The sequence below is a fragment of the Streptomyces sp. NPDC051218 genome (genome assembly GCF_044455475.1).
Lineage (GTDB): Bacteria > Actinomycetota > Actinomycetes > Streptomycetales > Streptomycetaceae > Streptomyces.
In genome coordinates, this window is the sequence record NZ_JBITEU010000001.1 from 1039021 (window position 1) to 1054551 (window position 15531).

The following is a 15531-nucleotide window of genomic DNA, read 5'->3' on the forward strand; positions in this document are numbered from 1 at the left end:
GGGCGGCCGCGTACAACAGGGCCCGGATCGCTTCCTAGGCGGAAATGCCATCGATCCGGGCCATCGCGTCGTCCGCGCCGAACGGCTGCAAGTACGGCAGCCAGCGCGGATCCCTGTGCCCGGTCCCGATGATGCGCCACGCGAGGCCCGAGGGCGGCGCGGGCTTGTGGCGCAGGCGCCACCCCAGCTCCAGGAGATGACGGTCCGCCTTGGTGTGGTTGCAGCGGCGGCAGGACGCCACCACGTTCTCCCAGGCGTGCGGGCCGCCACGGCTCTTCGGAATGACGTGGTCGACGCTGGTTGCGACGCCACCGCAGTACATGCACCGACCGCCGTCGCGGGCGAAGAGCGCCCGCCTGGTCAGAGGAACGGGCCCCCTGTAAGGGACCCGGACGAACCGCTTGAGGCGGACCACGCTGGGTGCGGGGACTGTGCGCGTTGCGCTGTGCATGAAGGCGCCGGATTCCTCGAGGCAGAGAGCCTTGTTCTCCAGTACGAGGACGAGCGCGCGGCGGAGCGGTACGACGCCCAGAGGCTCGTACGACGCATTGAGGACCAGGACGTGCGGCACGGATGCCTCCTTGTACGCCGGCGGCGCGTGGCTCGCGCCGGGACGATCTGTAGCCAGTCTCCCCTCATGCCTGGTCCAAGCGCCACCATCAGCTGGTAACGGGCTCGGAGTGTTTTCGACCACACAGGTGCGACACCCTCTTCTTCCCCAGGTGAGCACCGTCTCTCCCTCGAAGATGACAACGATCCACACACAATGCCCCGTTAGTGTGGTGTCTCTGCCCGGCGCATCTCCTGGGCAGGCCGCTATGCCTGGAGGTACCAGCTGTGTTCCTGTCCGTCCTGTCAGCAGCCGGAACGGACCCGGACGACAAGTCGAAGCCGAAGTCCCCGACCCTTGAGGACGCCCAGGAGAGCGCGACGAACGCCGCGAGCTGGGTGGAGCAGAACTGGTCGGCGTGGCTGGGCATCGGGCTCCGCATCCTGCTGATCGTCGCCGTCGCCGTCGTCCTGCGCGTGGTCATCCGGCGCTCGATCACCAAGCTCATCGAGCGCATGAACCGCACGGCGCAGTCCGTGAACGGGACGGCGCTCGGCGGTCTCCTCGTGAACGTGGAGCGCCGCCGCCAGCGCTCGCAGGCCATCGGTTCGGTGCTGCGCTCGGTGGCGTCGTTCCTGATCCTCGGCACCGCCGCGCTCATGATTCTGGGCACATTCCAGATCAACCTCGCCCCGCTGCTCGCTTCGGCGGGTGTCGCGGGCGTGGCGATCGGTTTCGGCGCCAGGAACCTCGTCACGGACTTCCTCTCCGGCGTCTTCATGATCCTGGAGGACCAGTACGGCGTGGGTGACTCGATCGACGCGGGCGTGGCGTCGGGCGAGGTCATCGAGGTCGGCCTGCGCGTGACCAAGCTGCGCGGCGACAACGGCGAGATCTGGTACGTCCGCAACGGCGAGGTCAAGCGCATCGGCAACCTCAGCCAGGGCTGGTCCACGGCGGGCGTGGACGTCACCGTCCGCCCGGACGAGGACCTGGAGAAGGTCAAGGCGAAGCTGGTCGAGGTCGGCGAGTCCATGGCCAAGGACGAGCCGTGGAACGAGCGCCTGTGGGGCCCGGTCGAGGTGCTCGGCCTGGACAGCGTGCTCCTCGACTCGATGGTCGTCCGGGTCTCCGCGAAGACGATGCCGGGCAACGCCCTGAGCGTGGAGCGCGAGCTGCGCTGGCGCATCAAGCAGGCGTTCGACGAGGTCGGCATCCGCATCGTGGGCGGCCTCCCGCTCCAGGCGACGGAGGAGGCGGCAGGCGACCCGTCGGCGGGCGTCGCGGCTCCCTCGGCGTACGCGTCCACGACCTCGCCGCAGTCCCTCGCCGCATCCCCGATCACGCCGCCGCCGAATCTGGCGAAGTAGCTCCCGCCGAGGAGACCCCCCCGGACGCACCCGGTGCAACGGCACGCCCCCGCAGGTAACGAGTTGGTTGCCGCGGGGGCGTTCGCTATTGACGGCCTGTTCAGGCCGGTCGTACGGTCCTCACCAATTGGAAAGTTTCCTAACAGTTAGCGGCCGACCGAGCCGCCCAAAGTAAGGTGACGTCATGGCAGCAGCAGGTAGCACTCCGGGCACGCCCAGCGTCCTGCGCGCCATGAACGACCGGGCCGTACTCGACCTCCTGGTCGCGCACGGGCCCCTCACCCGCACCCGCATCGGTGAGCTGACCGGGCTCTCCAAGCCCACCACCTCGCAGCTTCTCGGGCGGCTCGAAGCGGCCGGGCTCGTGCACACCACCGGCAGCCTCAGCGGCCGTCCTGGGCCCAACGCGCTGCTGTACGAGATCGATCCGGGCGCCGGGCACGTCGCCGCGCTGTCCGCCGATCCCACCGGGATCACCGCTCTCGTCGCCGACATCACCGGCACCGTCCTCGGCCAGGCCCGTGTCGAGGCGGACGCCGTGGCCGAGGATGTGCGCCACCGCACCGCCCAGCTGGTCGCGGAGGCCGTCGACGAGGCGCTGCGCCAGGCGGGGCTCGGCCACGACGACCTGCGGGCCGCCGTCATCGGCACCCCCGGCGCCATCGACCCGCACACCGGTCAGCTGCGCTACGCCCCGCACCTGCCGGGCTGGCACTCGCGGACGCTGCGCGACGATCTCGCCGCCGTCCTCGGCACCCCCGTCGACATCGAGAACGACGTGAACCTCGCCGCCGTCGCCGAGCAGTACGAGGGCGCGGCCCAGGACCACGACAACTACGTGCTCACCTGGGTCGACGACGGTGTCGGAGCCGCCATCGTGCTCGGCGGCACCCTGCTGCGCGGCGCGACCGGCGGCGCGGGCGAGATCGGCTACATGCCGCTGCCGGGAGCCCCGTTGGCGCACGGCGGCCCCGAGGCGACGCGCGGTCCGGACGGGGGCGGCGGCTTCCAGAGCCTGGTCTGCGCCCCGGTCGTACGCCAACTCGCGGATGGCGCCGCCACGTTGACGGACGCCTTCGCCGACGACTCCGTGCTCGACGAGGTAGCCCGGCGCCTCGCCACCGGCATCGCCGCGGTCGTCGCCGTCGTCGACCCCGAACTCGTCGTGCTCTCCGGCTCGGTGGCCCAGGCCGGCGGCGACAAACTGCGCGTACGGGTCGAGGAGGAGCTGACCGGGCTCGCGCTGCCCCGCCCCGACGTCCGTATCAGCGAACTCGACGGCGACCCGATCCTCACCGGCGCCCTGCGCTCGGCCCTCACACAGGCCCGCGACCAGGTCTTCGACACGGCCTGAACCGTCTCCCGCGCACCACCGAAACCGCCCCTCCCCCGTAAAGGAAGTCCGCCATGCCGCGATGGCGCATGCCCATCTGCGCGTCCGCGGCGCTCGCCGCAGCCGGTCTCTTGCTCTCCGGCTGCGCCAACCCGAGCGTCGGCAGCGCGAACGACGACCCGACCGAGCCGGTCACCCTGAAGTTCTGGCACGGCTGGTCGACGCCCGGCGAGGTCAAGGCCGTCAACGACAGCATCGCCCGCTTCGAGAAGCTGCACCCGAACATCGACGTGCAGGCCACCGGCAACGTGTCCGACGAGACCGTCAACCAGGCCCTTCGCGCGGGTGGCGACAAGGCCCCGGACGTGGTGTCGTCCTTCACCACCAACAACGTCGGCCAGTACTGCGACTCCGGGATGTGGGCGGACCTCGACCCGTTCATGAAGAAGACCGGGCTCGACAAGCGCAAGACGTTCCCCAAGACGCTGCTCGACTACACGAGTTACCAGGGCAGCCAGTGCGCCCTGCCGCTGCTCGCGGACGCCTTCGGGATGTACTACAACAAGGACGCCTACAAGAAGGCGGGCATCGAACGGCCGCCCCGCACGATGTCCGAGTTCGAAGAGGTCGCCAAGAAGCTGACCATCCGCGACGGCAAGGACTCGTACAAGCAGGTCGGGTTCATGCCCAACTTCCGCTTCTACCAGAACAGTCCGGACCGGCTCTTCGCGCAGTGGGGTCCCCAGTACTTCGACGCCGACGGTGACGCGCGGCTCACCGACGAGCCGTCGTCGTACAAGTTCTTCAAGACCACACGGCAACTCGCGGAAGCGCAGGGTGGGTTCAACGACCTGGAGCGGTTCCGGATGTCGTTCGGCGACGAGATGTCCAGCCAGAACGCCTTCCTCACCGGCAAGGTCGCCATGCATCTCGACGGTGAGTGGCGCGGTCTGATGCTGGACGAGGCGAAGGCGAAGTTCGACTGGGGCGTGGCCCCGCTGCCCGTGCCGGACGACCAGGCCGACACGTACGGGCGCGGCTTCATCACCGGCACCGTCGCCGGGATCGCGCACAGCAGCAAGCACCAGAACGCGGCGTGGGAACTGGTGCGGTTCCTGACCGCGGACACCGAGCAGGTCGTGAACTTCGCGAACGCCATCCACAACGTGCCCTCCACGTTCGCGGCGCTCAAGTCCCCCGACCTGGACGCCGATCCGACCTTCCGGACCTTCTTCGACATCCTGGAGAACAAGCACAGCAAGGCCCTGCCGCCCTCCGTCAACGGCGGCGCCTACGTCGTCTCCCTGATGGACTTCGCGTACTCCGTGGAGGCCGGGCGCGTCCCCGACCTGCGCAAGGGGCTGAAGAAGCTCGACGAGCAGATCGACGCCGACACCCTCCAGTCGAAGAGCTGAGCTGAGGACCCCGCCATGGCAATGACCCTCTCCAACCCCGCGCGCCGCAGACTGCGCACGCTCGGTTTCCTCTCCCCCTGGCTGGTCGGCTTCAGCGTCTTCTTCGCGTACCCGCTGATCGCCACCGTCTACTTCTCGTTCATGCACTACAACCAGATCAAGGAGCCCACCTTCGTGGGTCTCAGGAACTGGACGTACGTGTTCGAGCAGATGCCCTTGTTCGGCCCGGCCCTGTGGAACACCCTCTGGCTCGTCGTGATCATGGTGGCCCTGCGGGTGGTCTTCGGGCTCTCGCTCGGGCTGCTCATCACGAAGATCAAGTCGGGGGCCGGGTTCTTCCGCACCGCCTTCTACATCCCGTATCTCGCGCCGCCGGTGGCCGCCACCGTCGCCTTCGTCTTCCTGCTCAATCCGGGCTCCGGGCCGGTGAACGAGATCCTCGGTGCGGTCGGGATCTCCGGGCCCAACTGGTTCAACGACCCCGACACCGCCAAGCCCTCGCTGGTACTGCTCTCCCTGTGGGGCATCGGCGACCTGATGGTGATCTTCATGGCCGCGCTGCTCGACGTGCCGAAGGAGCAGTACGAGGCCGCGGAGCTCGACGGCGCGGGCGCGTTCGCCAAGTTCCGTTACGTCACCTGGCCCGCGATCACGCCGATCGTGATGTTCGCGGTGGTCACCGGCGTCGTACAGACCATGCAGTACTACACGCAGGCCCTGGTCGCGGGGAAGGTCGCCTCAGGCGTCAACATCGGGCCCGGCTCGGTGATCCAGCCCGGCTATCCGGACCACTCGACCCTCACGGTCCCCCAGCTCGTCTACCAGATGGGCTTCCAGAACTTCAACACCGGCGCCGCGTGCGTGCTCTCGCTCGTGCTCTTCGCCATCGCCATGGCCGTGACGATGCTCCTGATGCGCAAGCGCTCCGGGCTGCTCTCGGCGGAGGACTGAGGACTCATGACGACCACGACGCTCAGCGCGCCGGCCGCGCCCGCCGGCACCGCCCCGAAGCAGCGCGGCCCCGCCGCCGCCCGTGCCCGCCGCAAGCGGGTCCTGCACTGGATCGCCGTGCACAGTGTCGCGATAGCCGTCGCGCTGCTCTTCGTCCTGCCGTTCGTCTTCGTCTTCCTGACGTCGGTGATGAGCGACTCGCAGGCGATGAGCGGCGACCTGTGGCCCGACTCCTGGCACTGGTCCAACTACAAGGCCGTTTTCGAGACGCCGGGCTTCCTCGACTGGTGGCGCAACTCGCTCATGTACGCGGGCCTCGGCACCCTCTTCACCGTCTGCTCGGCGATCCCGGTGGCGTACGCACTGGCCAAGTTCCGCTTCCGCGGCAGGCGCACCGCGATGCTGCTCGTCATCTCGACGATGATGCTGCCGCCGCAGGTCATCGTGATCCCCATGTACTTGGTCTGGGCCCAGCAGTTCCACCTGTCGGGCACACTGTGGCCGCTGATCATCCCGATGGCGTTCGGCGACGCGTACTCGATCTTCCTCCTTAGGCAGTTCCTCCTGACCATCCCCAAGGAGTACATCGAGTCGGCGAAGGTCGACGGCTGCGGCGAGTTCCGCACCATGATCAAGATCGTCGTGCCGATGGCCAAGCCCGGTATCGCCGCCATCGCGCTCTTCCAGTTCTTCTACTGCTGGAACGACTACTTCGGGCCGCAGATCTACGCCGCCCAGAACCCCGGCGCCTGGACACTGAGTTACGGCCTGGAATCGTTCAAGAGCGCCCACAGCGTCAACTGGAACATGACCATGGCAGCGACCCTGCTCGTCATGGCGCCGGTCATCCTCGTCTTCTTCTTCGCACAAAAGGCCTTCGTCGAAGGCGTCACCCTCACCGGAGTAAAGGGCTGAGAACCGATATGAAGCTCGCAGTGGTCGGCGGAGGGTCGACCTACACACCCGAACTCATCGACGGATTCGCGCGGTTGAGGGACACCCTGCCGATCGAGGAACTCGTCCTCGTCGACCCCGCCGCGGACCGTCTCGACCTCGTCGGGGGCCTGGCACGGCGCATCTTCGCCAAGCAGGGGCATCCCGGCCGCATCGTCACCACCTCCGACGTGGACGCGGGCGTCGCGGACGCCGACGCGGTCCTGCTCCAGCTGCGCGTCGGCGGGCAGGCGGCCCGCCAGCAGGACGAGACCTGGCCCCTGGAGTGCGGCTGCGTCGGCCAGGAGACCACCGGCGCGGGCGGCCTGGCGAAGGCCCTGCGCACCGTGCCCGTCGTCCTGGACATCGCCGAGCGCGTACGGCGTACGAACCCGAACGCGTGGATCATCGACTTCACCAACCCGGTGGGCATCGTGACGCGGGCGCTGCTCCAGGCCGGTCACAAGGCCGTCGGCCTGTGCAACGTGGCGATCGGCTTCCAGCGGAAGTTCGCCCGGCTGCTCGACGTCTCACCGGGCGAGGTCCACCTGGATCACGTGGGGCTCAACCACCTGACGTGGGAGACAGGCGTACGTCTGGGAGGTCCGGGCGGCGAGGACATCCTGCCCAGGCTCCTGGCCGAGCACGGGGACGCGGTCGCCGCCGACCTGCGCATGCCGCGCGAGATCGTCGACCGGCTCGGCGTGGTGCCCTCGTACTACCTGCGGTACTTCTACCAGCACGACGCGGTGGTCGACGAGCTGCGGACCAAGCCATCGCGCGCCGCCGAAGTGGCCGCGATGGAGCGTGAGTTGCTGGAGATGTACGGCGACCCGACGCTCGACGAGAAGCCGGAGCTGCTCGCCAAGCGCGGCGGCGCCTTCTACTCGGAGGCGGCCGTCGACCTCGCGGCCTCGCTGCTCGGCAACGGCGGCAGCCCCCACCAGGTGGTGAACACCGTCAACAACGGCACGCTGCCGTTCCTGCCGGACGACGCGGTCATCGAGGTGCAGGCCACGGTCGACGGCAAGGGCGCCCAGCCGCTGCCCGTACCGAAGCTCGACCCGCTGTACGCGGGCCTCATCGCGAACGTCACCGGCTACGAGGACCTGGCGCTCCGGGCGGCGCTGCACGGTGGCCGCGACCGCGTCTTCAAGGCGCTGCTCGCCCACCCGCTGGTCGGCCAGTACGCGTACGCGGAAGCGCTCACCGACCGGCTCATCGCGCACAACCGGGAGCACCTGGCGTGGGCGTAGGCATGAGCGTGCTCGCGATCGACGCGGGCAACAGCAAGACCGACGTCGCGGTGGTCGCGGCCGACGGCAGAGTCGTCGGCTCGGCACGCGGCGGCGGGTTCCAGCCGCCGCAGGTCGGCGTCGAGGCCGCGGTGGACGTGCTTCAGGATGCGGTGACGCGCGCGCTCGCCGAGGCGGGCACCGACTCCGTCGGGCATGTGTCCGCCTGTCTCGCCAACGCCGATCTCCCGGTCGAGGAGCGGGAGTTGGGCCTCGCGCTGCGGCGGCGCGCGTGGGGCGCTTCGGTCGACGTGCGCAACGACACCTTCGCCATCCTGCGGGCCGGGCTCCTGGAGGACGCCGAGCCGCGGGGCGTCGCCGTGGTGTGCGGCGCGGGCATCAACTGCGTGGGCATGCTGCCCGACGGGCGCACCGCGCGCTTCCCCGCCATCGGCCGGATCTCCGGCGACTGGGGCGGCGGTGGCGGCCTCGCCGAGGAGGCGCTCTGGTACGCGGCGCGGGCGGAGGACGGCCGCGGCGATGCGACCGCGCTGCGCGACGCACTGCCCGCGCACTTCGGCCTGTCCTCCATGTACGCGCTGATCGAGGCGCTGCACCTGGGCTCCATCGCGCCCGTACGGCGGCACGAGTTGACGCCGGTGCTCTTCGCCACGGCGGCGGCGGGCGACCCGGTCGCACGCTCGCTGGTGGACCGGATGGCCGACGAGGTCGTCGCCATGTCGACCGTGGCACTCGACCGCCTCGGCCTGCTCGGCGAGGAGGCCCCGGTGCTGCTCGGCGGCAGCGTCCTGGCCGCCCGGCATCCGCAACTGGACGACCGCGTGCGGGCGTTGCTGGCCGAGCGGGCGCCCAAGGCGGTGGCCAGGGTGGTCGTCGCGCGTCCCGTGCTCGGCGCGGCGCTGCTCGGCCTTGACCAGGTGGGGGCGCCGACCGAGGTGCACGCGCGCGTGCGGGGGCACTACGAGAGTGGCGTGGGAGCCTGAGGCGGCCGAGTTCATGGGCCCGGCAGGGAACCGATCCGCACTGGATCGCGTATTCAAGGGCAGGGGTGGTGCGCGATCTTCGCATGATCCGGGCAGGCTTTCGCTGATCCGGGCAGGCTTCGCATGATCCGTACAGGTCTCCGGGCGCAGTGATCAGAACAAGATCCAGTCAAGACCTGTGCGGATGTCGGTCCCTACGGCGATACTTGCCGCCGTGCACTTCTTCCCGCACCGCGCACGCCGGGCGGAAGTGAACGTCCGATGACCAAGGGGGAGGTCGAGGTCGAGGTGACATACCCGCCGAACGGCAGCGCCGCGCCGCCGGGACAGGCCGCGCCGGCGATGCCCGTCGTCCCGCCGCAGGCAGGGCCGGACTCCGCGGTATCCGCGCAGGCCGTGCCGGGCGCCGCACCCCGCCGCCCCGCGTGGATCGAGGGCCGGGACCGGCTGCGCGCGGCGGCGACGACGGAGCCGGGCAGGCTGCGAATCATCGGCGCCGTCCTCGCGCTGCTCGTCGTGGCGTTCGGCGCCGTCACCACCTGGCAGATGTCCGACCGTTCGGCCGCCGCCGACAGCGTCCTGAACCGCAGCCAGCCGCTGAGCGACGACGCGGCGGCCATCTACCGCTCCCTCGCCGACGCCAACACCGCCGCGTCCAGCGGCTTCCTCGCGGGCGGCCAGGAACCGGCCGAGGTACGCGACCGGTACAAGGCGGACATCGAGCGGGCCTCCGAGAAACTGGCGAACGCCGCGTCGAACGCGGGCTCGGGATCATCGGCCGCCGCTTCGGTGAGCAAGCTGAACAAGCTCCTGCCGGAGTACACCGGCCTGATCGAGCGCGCCCGCGCGAGCAACCGCCAGGGCCTGCCCCTGGGCGGCGCCTACCTGCGGTACGCGAACGACAAGATGCAGACCCAGATGCTCCCGGCCGCCGAGCAGCTGTACACCGCGGAGAAGCAGCGGCTGGGCAGGGACTACGACGACGCGAAGCCGTATCCCTGGCCGGCCATCGCCCTCGGCCTGCTCGCGCTCGGCGCCCTGTTCTGGGCCCAGCGCCGCAACTACCGCCGTACGAACCGGGTGTTCAACCACGGTCTGGTCGCCGCGACCACCGCCTCCGCCGTCGTCCTGCTCTGGCTGGTCGCGGGGCACACCTTCGCGCGCTCGGGACTCAACGACTCGTACGACAACGGCGTGAAGTCCCTGAACGTCCTGAACGACGCCCGCATCAGCTCGCTCAAGGCCCGCAGCAACGAGAACCTCACGCTGGTCAGCCGGGGCGCGGAGACCGTCGAGGTGGGCGCGGCGAAGGAGATCAAGGACAAGTTCGACGTCGCCTACCAGTCGCAGATGAAGCAGCTCGGCAGCGCCGACAGCGGGCTGCTCGGCAAGGCCGTGGCCGTGGCCGACAACGCCGCGGGCGAGAACCCCGTCAAAGAGGCCGCGAAGAACGTGTCGGTCTGGAAGGACCGGCACAAGACCGCGCGGGACAGCGACGACGCGGGTGACTACAACGGCGCGCTCGCCAAGGTCGTCGGCGACAAGGAGGACGAGCCCACCGGCGAGTGCTTCGACAACGTCGACGAGGCGCTCGACGACGCGCTGAAGCACGAGCGGAACGAATTCGAGCTGGCGGCCAAGGACGGCAAGGGAGCGATGAGCGGGCTCCCGGTGGGTGCCGCCGTACTCGCCGTGCTCGCCGCCGCCGGCGCCGTGCTCGGCGTCGGGCGCAGGCTGTCGGAGTACAGGTGAGAGGGGGCGAGCGGACGATGCGTACGCGAGGACTGGCGAGGATGCGCGGCTGGGGCGGAGCTGCCGCCATGGCGGTGGCCTGCGCGCTCACGGGCTCCCTCGTGATCGTGCTCCCCGAGGCCGGCGGCGCGGTCAAGTCCGGCCAGGGCGAGGGCCGCGCCTCCCAGGGCTCCGCGGCTGCCGCGCCCGCGCGCGCCGAGGAGTGCGAGACCCCGGAGGAGAGCCTCTCGCCGGACGACAAGGACGGCCCGACGATCGATGCCATCCGCGAGCGCCCGGTGAAGAAGCTCATCGTCGGAGTCGACCAGAACAGCTACCGCTGGGGCTACCGCGACCCGAACAAGAAGACGGCGACGCTCGAAGGCTTCGACATCGACCTCGCGCACAGGATCGCCGAGGAGATCCTCGGCGACCGCGACGCCGTGCTCTTCCGCGCCATCCCCACCAACCAGCGCGTCAAGGCGATACAGAGCGGCCAGGTCGACATGGTGGTGCGGACCATGACGATCACCTGCGACCGCGAGAAGGAAGTCTCCTTCTCCACCGCCTACTTCAAGACCGGTCAGCAGGTGCTCGCCCCCAAGTCCTCGTCCATCACCGGGTTCGACGACTCCCTGGACGGCAAGAAGGTCTGCTCCGCGAAGGGTTCCACGGCCCTCACCAAGCTGGAGGAGCTCAAGAAGGAGGGCCTCGATGCCGACATCGGTACTACGGTCCCGAACCAACTCGACTGCCTGGTAAGGCTCCAGCTCGGTGAGGTCGACGCCGTCGTGACCGACAGCGCGCTCGCCGCGAGCCAGGCCGCGCAGGACCCGACGGTCGAGCTCAAGGGCGACGCACCGCTCAACACGGAGTACTACGGCGTGGCGATGAAGAAGCCGGAGAAGGGCGAGGACGACCTGGTGCGGCGCGTCAACCAAGTCCTTGAGGACTACCGCAAGAGCGGCTGGCAGAAGAGTTACGACCACTGGCTGAAGCCGGCCCTCGGTGAATCGGCGGGACCGCCCGCGCCGAAGTACAGCGACTGAGCCCGACGTGCACAGCAACGCAGAGCGGAGAGGTGATCGATGAGCGTCGCGGGACCCCCCGGTCCTGTGATGGACCGGGACGAGGTGGACCGTGCGCTGGCGCGCCTCGACGCAGAGCACGAGGCGATCGAGACCTCGCTCCTCGCCCTTCAGGATCACGCGGGCCGACGGCTCCTCGAAGGCGCCGGGCTCACCGGCACCACACAGGAGCGCTGGCAGTCCACCGAGCAGCAGATCACCCTGCTGTGGGCGTACTTCGACGCGTACGCAGCCGCCCTGCGCTCGGCGCACGAGGTGCGGGCCCGCAGACGCTGGCCCAGCAGGGACGACCTGGTGGAGCTGACCGAGCTGCTGCGCGGTGAGAGTGTCACCGTCGCCGGCGGCGCCGCCCCCGCGCCGTCGGCCTCGATCACCGGACCCGCCAAGCTCACCGAACGCTTCACGCTCATCGAGCTCGTCTCGCGGATGAACGACCTGTACGCGCACTCGCTCGACATGGTCGTCGCCGCCGACGCGGTCTGGTCCGCGCTGCCCGCCCGCATCGACCTCCTGGCGGCCGAGCTGCAGCGCACCCGGCAGCTCGCCCACTCCGTGGGAGTACGCCCCGGCGAGCACCCCGCGGGTGACGACCTGGAGCGGATCACGGCGGAGCTGACACGCCTGCGCGAGCAGGTGATCTCCGATCCGCTGGCCTTCTGGCAGCCCGCGCGGGGCAGTTCGGCCCCCGGTGGCGGCCGTCCGCACACCGATCGGTACGACCGCGAGGCCCGCGCCCTGGAGGACGTGCGTCGGGAGATCGACGCGGTGCTCACGGTCCGGCAGGACGCCGAGCTGCGCCTCGGCAGGCTCCGTGACGTGCTCTCGCGCGCCGACCGCACGCTGGCCGAGGCACGCTCCGCGCGCGGCGAGGTCCTCGCCAAGATCGCCGCGTCCGAGGTGCCCGCCGTCAGCGGCCCCTCCACCGCGCTGCAGGAGCAGCTCGCGATGGCGTCCGACTACCGCAGGCACGCCCAGTGGCACCGCCTGTCCCCGCTCCTGGAATCCCTGGAGGAGAAGGCCGAGGACGAACTCATGCGGGCCCGCGAGTCGTTGACGGCCGTCACCCAGCCCCTCGCGGTCCGCGCGGAGCTGCGCGGCCGTCTCGACGCGTACAAGGCGAAGGTCGCCCGCCTCGGCCACGCGGAGGACCCGTTCCTGATCGAGCGGTACGACGCGGCGCGCCGGATGCTGTGGAGCGCGCCCTGCGATCTGCGCGTCGCCGAACAGGCGGTGCTTCGTTATCAGCAGGCAGCCGCCGAAGTCCTTGCATCGAGGGTCCCGCAACAGGGCGGTCCCACCGACCGGAGGGGGGAAGCATGAGTGAGCAGCAGAAATGCCAGCGGCCCGGATGCACGGGGTCGTACGAGGACGTGGGCGGCGGCGAGCTGTACTGCGACACCTGCGGTCTGGCCCCGGTCGTCTCGCCGACCGGCCTGGTCTCCTCTCCCCCGACCGGCATCACCGGCGGCGGCAAGGGCTCGGCCAGCAGCAGCTCCCGGTCCAGCTCGCGGTCCTCGTCACGCTCCGCCCGCTCCCAGTCGTCCCGCAGATCGGTCTCGGGCCGCCTCTCGCGCTCGCTGTCCGGCAGTTCGACGTCCCGCTCGGTCTCGGTGCGCAGCTCAGGACCGTCCGCGGGCACGTCCGGCCGCAGCAGGCTCGGCGTGGGCCTGGTGCTCGTGCCCGAGGTGCCGCGCCCCGATCCGCGCCGAGCGGTGCAGGAGAACCCCGAGGTTCCCGAGCGCAAGCGCTTCTGCTCGCGCTCGGACTGCGGGGCGCCGGTGGGCCGTGCGCGCGGGGAGCGTCCTGGCCGCACCGAGGGGTTCTGCACCAAGTGCGGCCACCCGTACTCGTTCGTGCCGAAGCTGAACGCCGGCGACATCGTGCACGGCCAGTACGAGGTCGTGGGCTGTCTGGCGCACGGCGGGCTCGGCTGGGTGTATCTCGCCGTCGACCGCGCGGTCTCCGACCGCTGGGTGGTCCTCAAGGGCCTGCTCGACACGGGCGACCAGGACGCGATGGCCGCCGCGATCTCCGAGCGCCGCTTCCTCGCCGAGATCGAGCACAGCAACATCGTGCGCATCTACAACTTCGTCGAGCACCTCGACCAGCGCACGGGCTCCATGGACGGCTACATCGTCATGGAGTACGTCGGCGGCAAGTCCCTGAAGGAGATCGCCAACGAACGCCGCACGGCGCAGGGCAAGCGCGATCCGCTGCCCGTGGAGCAGGCGTGCGCGTTCGGCATCGAGGCCCTTGAGGCCCTCGGCCATCTGCACAGCCGCAATCTCCTGTACTGCGACTTCAAGGTCGACAACGCGATCCAGACCGAGGACCAGCTCAAGCTGATCGACATGGGCGCGGTCCGCCGCATGGACGACGACGAGTCGGCGATCTACGGCACGGTCGGCTACCAAGGCCCCGAAGTCGCCGAGCTGGGCCCGTCGGTGGCCTCCGACCTGTACACGGTGGCGCGCACCCTGGCCGTGCTCACCTTCGACTTCCAGGGGTACACGAACGTCTTCGTGGATTCCCTGCCGGACCCCGACAACATCGAGGTCTTCCGTACGTACGAGTCGTTCTACCGCCTCCTCGTGCGCGCCACCGACCCGGACCCGGCCCGCAGGTTCGCCTCGGCGCAGGAGATGGCGGAGCAGCTCACGGGCGTCCTGAGGGAGGTCGTGGCCCTCCAGACCGGTCGGCCGCGGCCCGCGCTCTCGACGCTGTTCGGGCCCGAGGTGAAGGTCACGGACACAGAGCTGTTCGCGGAACTGACCGGGGACGTCTCCCAGTTCGGGGTACGGGTACTGCCCGCGGGGCGGCGCACACGGCGCCCCGAACTGACAGCAGGCCAGGGCGCGGGCACGGGCGGCAACGGCTCGCCCGGGGTCCCGCCTCCGGTGCCGCCGGCCGCCCCGCCCGCCCGGATCGTCCGGCCGCTCGACGCCCCCGCGACGGCCCTCGCGCTGCCAGTGCCGCGCGTCGACCCGAACGACCCGAACGCCGGGTTCCTGGCCGGCCTCATGGCCTCCGCGCCCGCCGAGCTGATCACCGCGCTGCGGGCCGCGCCAAGCGACTCCGTGGAGCTGCGGCTGCGCGGACTGCGCGCCCGCCTCGCCATGGGTGAACTGGACGGCGCGGCACAGGCGTTGACGGAGCTCGAGATACAGCATCCGGACGACTGGCGGGTGGTCTGGTACCGCGGGGTGGCCTCGCTGGCGACCGGCGACCACGAGAACGCGGCGCTGTCCTTCGACGCCGTGTACGACGCGTTCCCCGGCGAGCCCGCCCCCAAGCTGGCCCTCGGCGTCTGCGCGGAGGTCCTGGAGCAGCTGGACAACGCGGCCGAGTACTACCGCCTGGTGTGGGCCACCGACCCGAGCTTCGTCAGCGCGGCGTTCGGCCTGGCCCGCGTGCAGCTCGCGTCGGACGACCGGCGCGGTGCCGTGCGGACCCTGGAGTCGGTGCCCGAGGCCTCGATCCACTACACGGCGGCCCGGGTGGCGGCCGTACGGGCGAGGCTGCGGCACCGTATGACGCCGGGCACCGCGCCGTCGCCCGGCGGCCGTCTCGGCGACTTCCTCGACGATCTGACGGCCTCTGCGGGCCAGGTGGAGGCCCTCGCGGGCTTCGGCCTCGACGCGGTGCGCCGCGAGCGACTGTCCACCGAGGTCCTCGGTACCGCGCTGGACTGGGTACTCTCCGGTAGGCACCCTGGTCACGCCTCCGACCCGCCGGCAGCACCCGCTGCACCGGCAGGCGGCTCGCGGACCGTGCTGCTCGGCAGCGACCTCGACGAGCGGGGCCTCCGGTTCGGCCTGGAGCGCTCGTACCGAACGCTTGCCCGGCTCGCACAGGGTGGCGAGGAAAGGATCGAACTGGTGGAGCGGGCCAACCGTTTCCGCCCTCGGACGTGGGTGTGAA

General features: G+C 70.4%; 12 protein-coding genes. 11 read left to right on the forward strand and 1 reads right to left on the reverse strand.

Annotation, left to right across the window (positions count from 1 at the left end; all coding sequences use genetic code 11):
• Nucleotides 1-34: 34 nt before the first annotated feature.
• Complete coding sequence (locus ACIBCK_RS04720; RefSeq protein ID WP_389907065.1) at nucleotides 35-571, reverse strand: HNH endonuclease; 537 nt, start codon at nucleotides 569-571, stop codon at nucleotides 35-37.
• 266 nt (nucleotides 572-837) lie between these two features.
• On the opposite strand from ACIBCK_RS04720, the gene ACIBCK_RS04725 reads away from it, so the two are divergent.
• From ACIBCK_RS04725 to ACIBCK_RS04775, 11 genes are all read left to right on the forward strand, one after another.
• A complete protein-coding gene (locus tag ACIBCK_RS04725; RefSeq protein ID WP_399386685.1) occupies nucleotides 838-1920 on the forward strand; it encodes a mechanosensitive ion channel family protein in 1083 nt (360 codons plus the stop codon).
• 184 nt (nucleotides 1921-2104) lie between these two features.
• The gene (locus tag ACIBCK_RS04730) at nucleotides 2105-3274 is read left to right on the forward strand and encodes an ROK family protein (RefSeq protein WP_399386687.1); all 1170 of its coding nucleotides are present in this window, start codon (nucleotides 2105-2107) and stop codon (nucleotides 3272-3274) included.
• Between the two features lie 53 nt (nucleotides 3275-3327).
• Complete coding sequence (locus tag ACIBCK_RS04735) at nucleotides 3328-4668, forward strand: ABC transporter substrate-binding protein (protein WP_399386689.1); 1341 nt, start codon at nucleotides 3328-3330, stop codon at nucleotides 4666-4668.
• Between the two features lie 15 nt (nucleotides 4669-4683).
• The gene (locus tag ACIBCK_RS04740; RefSeq protein ID WP_399386691.1) at nucleotides 4684-5619 is read left to right on the forward strand and encodes a carbohydrate ABC transporter permease; all 936 of its coding nucleotides are present in this window, start codon (nucleotides 4684-4686) and stop codon (nucleotides 5617-5619) included.
• Between the two features lie 6 nt (nucleotides 5620-5625).
• Nucleotides 5626-6534: a carbohydrate ABC transporter permease gene (locus ACIBCK_RS04745; protein WP_399386693.1), complete on the forward strand. Its 909-nt coding sequence runs from the start codon at nucleotides 5626-5628 to the stop codon at nucleotides 6532-6534.
• Between the two features lie 8 nt (nucleotides 6535-6542).
• A complete protein-coding gene (locus ACIBCK_RS04750) occupies nucleotides 6543-7808 on the forward strand; it encodes a 6-phospho-beta-glucosidase (protein ID WP_399386695.1) in 1266 nt (421 codons plus the stop codon).
• Between the two features lie 2 nt (nucleotides 7809-7810).
• A complete protein-coding gene (locus tag ACIBCK_RS04755) occupies nucleotides 7811-8791 on the forward strand; it encodes an N-acetylglucosamine kinase (protein ID WP_399387250.1) in 981 nt (326 codons plus the stop codon).
• Between the two features lie 288 nt (nucleotides 8792-9079).
• Complete coding sequence (locus ACIBCK_RS04760; RefSeq protein WP_399387252.1) at nucleotides 9080-10543, forward strand: hypothetical protein; 1464 nt, start codon at nucleotides 9080-9082, stop codon at nucleotides 10541-10543.
• 17 nt (nucleotides 10544-10560) lie between these two features.
• On the forward strand, nucleotides 10561-11571 hold the full coding sequence (locus ACIBCK_RS04765) for a glutamate ABC transporter substrate-binding protein (RefSeq protein ID WP_399386697.1): 1011 nt from the start codon (nucleotides 10561-10563) through the stop codon (nucleotides 11569-11571).
• 39 nt (nucleotides 11572-11610) lie between these two features.
• Complete coding sequence (locus tag ACIBCK_RS04770; protein WP_399386698.1) at nucleotides 11611-12930, forward strand: hypothetical protein; 1320 nt, start codon at nucleotides 11611-11613, stop codon at nucleotides 12928-12930.
• Nucleotides 12927-15530: a tetratricopeptide repeat protein gene (locus ACIBCK_RS04775; RefSeq protein WP_399386700.1), complete on the forward strand. Its 2604-nt coding sequence runs from the start codon at nucleotides 12927-12929 to the stop codon at nucleotides 15528-15530. Before ACIBCK_RS04770 ends, ACIBCK_RS04775 begins: the two co-directional genes overlap by 4 nt.
• Nucleotide 15531 lies beyond the last annotated feature (1 nt).

What these genes read in the sequence shown, in the direction of transcription:
- ACIBCK_RS04730 (WP_399386687.1), top strand. Translation starts at nt 2,105, where the DNA reads ATGGCAGCAGCAGGTAGCACTCCGGGCACGCCCAGCGTCCTGCGCGCC.
- ACIBCK_RS04735 (WP_399386689.1), top strand. Translation starts at nt 3,328, where the DNA reads ATGCCGCGATGGCGCATGCCCATCTGCGCGTCCGCGGCGCTCGCCGCA.
- ACIBCK_RS04740 (WP_399386691.1), top strand. Translation starts at nt 4,684, where the DNA reads ATGGCAATGACCCTCTCCAACCCCGCGCGCCGCAGACTGCGCACGCTC.
- ACIBCK_RS04745 (WP_399386693.1), top strand. Translation starts at nt 5,626, where the DNA reads ATGACGACCACGACGCTCAGCGCGCCGGCCGCGCCCGCCGGCACCGCC.
- ACIBCK_RS04750 (WP_399386695.1), top strand. Translation starts at nt 6,543, where the DNA reads ATGAAGCTCGCAGTGGTCGGCGGAGGGTCGACCTACACACCCGAACTC.
- ACIBCK_RS04755 (WP_399387250.1), top strand. Translation starts at nt 7,811, where the DNA reads ATGAGCGTGCTCGCGATCGACGCGGGCAACAGCAAGACCGACGTCGCG.
- ACIBCK_RS04765 (WP_399386697.1), top strand. Translation starts at nt 10,561, where the DNA reads ATGCGTACGCGAGGACTGGCGAGGATGCGCGGCTGGGGCGGAGCTGCC.
- ACIBCK_RS04770 (WP_399386698.1), top strand. Translation starts at nt 11,611, where the DNA reads ATGAGCGTCGCGGGACCCCCCGGTCCTGTGATGGACCGGGACGAGGTG.
- ACIBCK_RS04775 (WP_399386700.1), top strand. Translation starts at nt 12,927, where the DNA reads ATGAGTGAGCAGCAGAAATGCCAGCGGCCCGGATGCACGGGGTCGTAC.